Annotated in this window: 6 protein-coding genes; 3 read left to right on the forward strand and 3 right to left on the reverse strand. The window is 45.6% G+C overall.

Annotated features, from left to right (window positions below; genetic code table 11):
• Positions 1 to 158: 158 nt before the first annotated feature.
• Entirely contained in the window at positions 159 to 356 is a 198-nt protein-coding gene (locus L4C35_RS22920; RefSeq protein WP_428465032.1) for a hypothetical protein, read from the reverse strand.
• Between the two features lie 222 nt (positions 357 to 578).
• Between L4C35_RS22920 and L4C35_RS22925 the strand changes: the two genes are divergently transcribed.
• The gene (locus tag L4C35_RS22925) at positions 579 to 812 is read left to right on the forward strand and encodes a hypothetical protein (protein WP_428465033.1); all 234 of its coding nucleotides are present in this window, start codon (positions 579 to 581) and stop codon (positions 810 to 812) included.
• A gap of 49 nt (positions 813 to 861) precedes the next feature.
• Here the strand turns inward: L4C35_RS22925 and L4C35_RS22930 are convergent, their stop codons facing one another.
• Complete coding sequence (locus L4C35_RS22930) at positions 862 to 1059, reverse strand: hypothetical protein (protein ID WP_428465034.1); 198 nt, start codon at positions 1057 to 1059, stop codon at positions 862 to 864.
• 312 nt (positions 1060 to 1371) lie between these two features.
• On the opposite strand from L4C35_RS22930, the gene L4C35_RS22935 reads away from it, so the two are divergent.
• Positions 1372 to 1515 carry a hypothetical protein gene (locus L4C35_RS22935; protein WP_428465035.1) on the forward strand — a complete coding sequence of 48 codons (144 nt, stop codon included), beginning with the start codon at positions 1372 to 1374 and terminating at the stop codon, positions 1513 to 1515.
• A 50-nt stretch (positions 1516 to 1565) separates the two neighbouring features.
• Here the strand turns inward: L4C35_RS22935 and L4C35_RS22940 are convergent, their stop codons facing one another.
• On the reverse strand, positions 1566 to 1763 hold the full coding sequence (locus tag L4C35_RS22940) for a hypothetical protein (protein ID WP_428465036.1): 198 nt from the start codon (positions 1761 to 1763) through the stop codon (positions 1566 to 1568).
• A gap of 321 nt (positions 1764 to 2084) precedes the next feature.
• Between L4C35_RS22940 and L4C35_RS22945 the strand changes: the two genes are divergently transcribed.
• Positions 2085 to 2300 (forward strand): hypothetical protein, encoded by a 216-nt coding sequence (locus L4C35_RS22945; protein WP_428465037.1) that lies wholly within the window; start codon positions 2085 to 2087, stop codon positions 2298 to 2300.
• Positions 2301 to 2337 lie beyond the last annotated feature (37 nt).

Here is a 2337-nt window from a genome sequence, read left to right on the forward strand (position 1 = left end):
ATCGAGGATAGCCGCTTTCAATATTGTGGTCGGTGCGCTGGCAGGGAAGTGGTTACATTTTGGTGGTTGCCGAAAGAAATAGAATTGTGGGCGTGGTTCGCGGCTTTAGTTGGGCTGCCTTTTAATCAATATTGGCGAGCGTTTCTAGTGCATCTTTTCTAGGTAAACCATAGTGCTAACTTCATCGTTGCCGCTATTTTGTGGGTAAACGGGCAGTAATTATCGTGGTTATAGTTTTGAATTTGTCTGCTTTGAGTTGGGTGTCTGTCGCGCTTAATCAGCGCAGTTTTTAATTGCATTTCATCATGGCAGGCAAGCTGCTTAACCCAAGTCAAACGGCCGGGTAACAAAGGCATTAAGGTGACGCAGAACGCTCGGCGGTTTTGGTTTGAAGTGTATTTGGTTTAGTAAGTAATGCGTTGGCGCACCTTATGCCAGCGTTACCCGACTTGGTTGAGTTCTTTTTGTGTACTCTACTCCGCGATCGCTGTGAACTGGTCAATATCAGTGAAATCTGCATGCAGTAAGAATCGTTCATCGGTCATAGCGGTTTCTTATTTTTTGAATTTCTCAACGACTTGCGTGAATATTCGCTGGTAACCGCGCCAACTTCTGTAGTTGGTATTAACCATGGTTCGGCCGTGGCGGTTGATGCTCTGCGTACATACCAGTTCTTAAATTTCTCAGCTATTGCCGCGCCATTTTCGAGGATAGCCGCTTTCAATATTGTGGTCGGTGCGCTGGCAGGGAAGTGGTTACATTTTGGTGGTTGCCGCAAATATTCGAACTGTGGGTGTTGTTCGCGGCTTTAGTTTTGCTGCCTTTTTATCCGTATTCGCGCACGTTTCTGGTGCATCTTTTCTAGGTAAACCATAGTGCTAACTGCATCGTAGCCGCTGTTTTGTGGGTAAACGCGTAGTAATTTCCGTGGTTATAGTTTTGAATTTGGCTGCCTTGAGTTAGGTGTTTGTCGCGCTTAATCAGCGCAATTTTTAACTGCATTTCATCATGGCAGGCAAGCTGCTTCACCCAAGTCGAACGGCCGGGTAACAAAGGCATTAAGGTGACGCTTAACACTCGGCGGTTTTGGTTTGATGTGTATTTGGTTTAGTAAGTTCAGCGTTGGCGCACCTTATGCCAAGGCGTTACCCGACTTGGTTSAGTTCTTTTTGTGTACCTAACTCCGCTGCCGCTGTGAGTTGGTCAATTCCAGAAGTATTCGTATGCAGTAAGAATCGCTCCTCGTTTGTAGCGGCTTCTTGTTTTTAAACGTCTCAACGACTTGCGTGAATGTTCGCTGATAACCGCGCCAACTTCTGTATTTGGTTTTAACCATGGTTCGGCTGTGGCGGTTGTGACTAGGTGTTTAAAATGTTCTTAAACTTCTCAGCTATTGCCGCGCCATCATCGAGGAATGCCGCTTTCAATAGTGTAGTCGGTGTGCTGGCAGGGAAGTGGTTACATTTTGGTGGTTGCCGCAAATATTCGAACTGTGGATGTTGTTCGCGGCTTTAGTTTAGGCTGCCTTTTTATCAATATTGGCACGCGTTTCGGGTTCATCTTTTCTAGGTAAACCATAGTGCTAACATCATCGTAGCCGCTATTTTGTGGGTAAACGTGCAGTAGTTTACGTGGTTATAGTTTTGAATTTGTCTACCTTGAGTTGGGTGTTTGTCGCGCTTAATCAGCGCATTTTTTAACTGCCTTTCATCATGGCAGGCAAGCTGCTTAACCCAAGTCAAACGGCCGGGTAACAAGGCCATYAATACGACCACCAACGCTCGGCATTCTAGGTCTGAATTGGTTTTAGTGTTTTCGGTGGTCTATCAACATTATCGTAATGCGTTGTGGCGTATTATGGCGAGCGTTACCCGACTTGGTTCAGTTCTTTTTGTGTACYTAACTCCGCAGTCGCTACGAGTTGGTCAATTCCAGTGAAATCCGTATGCAGTAAGATTCGTTCGTTGTTCATAGCGGCTTCTTATTTTTAAACGTCTCAACGGCTTGCGTGAATATTCGCTGGTAACCGCGCCAACTTCTTTATTTAGTTTTAACCATGGTTCGGCCGTGGCGGTTGATGCTCTGTGTACTCCCTGTTCTTAAATTTCTCAGCTATTGCCGCACCATTTTCGAGGAATGCCGCTTTTAATATTGTTGTCGGTGCGTTGGTAGGGAAGTGGTTACATTTTGGTGGTTGCCGTAGCAATCAAATTGCGGGCGATGTTCGCGGCTTGAATTTGGCTGCCTTTTTATCCGTATTCGTGCACGTTTCTGGTTCATCTTTTCTAGGTAAACCATAGTGCTAACATCATCGTAGGCGCTATTTTGTGGGTAAAC

Origin of the sequence: Photobacterium kagoshimensis (genome assembly GCF_050337045.1) — a bacterium.
In the GTDB taxonomy this organism is placed as follows: Bacteria; Pseudomonadota; Gammaproteobacteria; order Enterobacterales; family Vibrionaceae; genus Photobacterium; species Photobacterium kagoshimensis.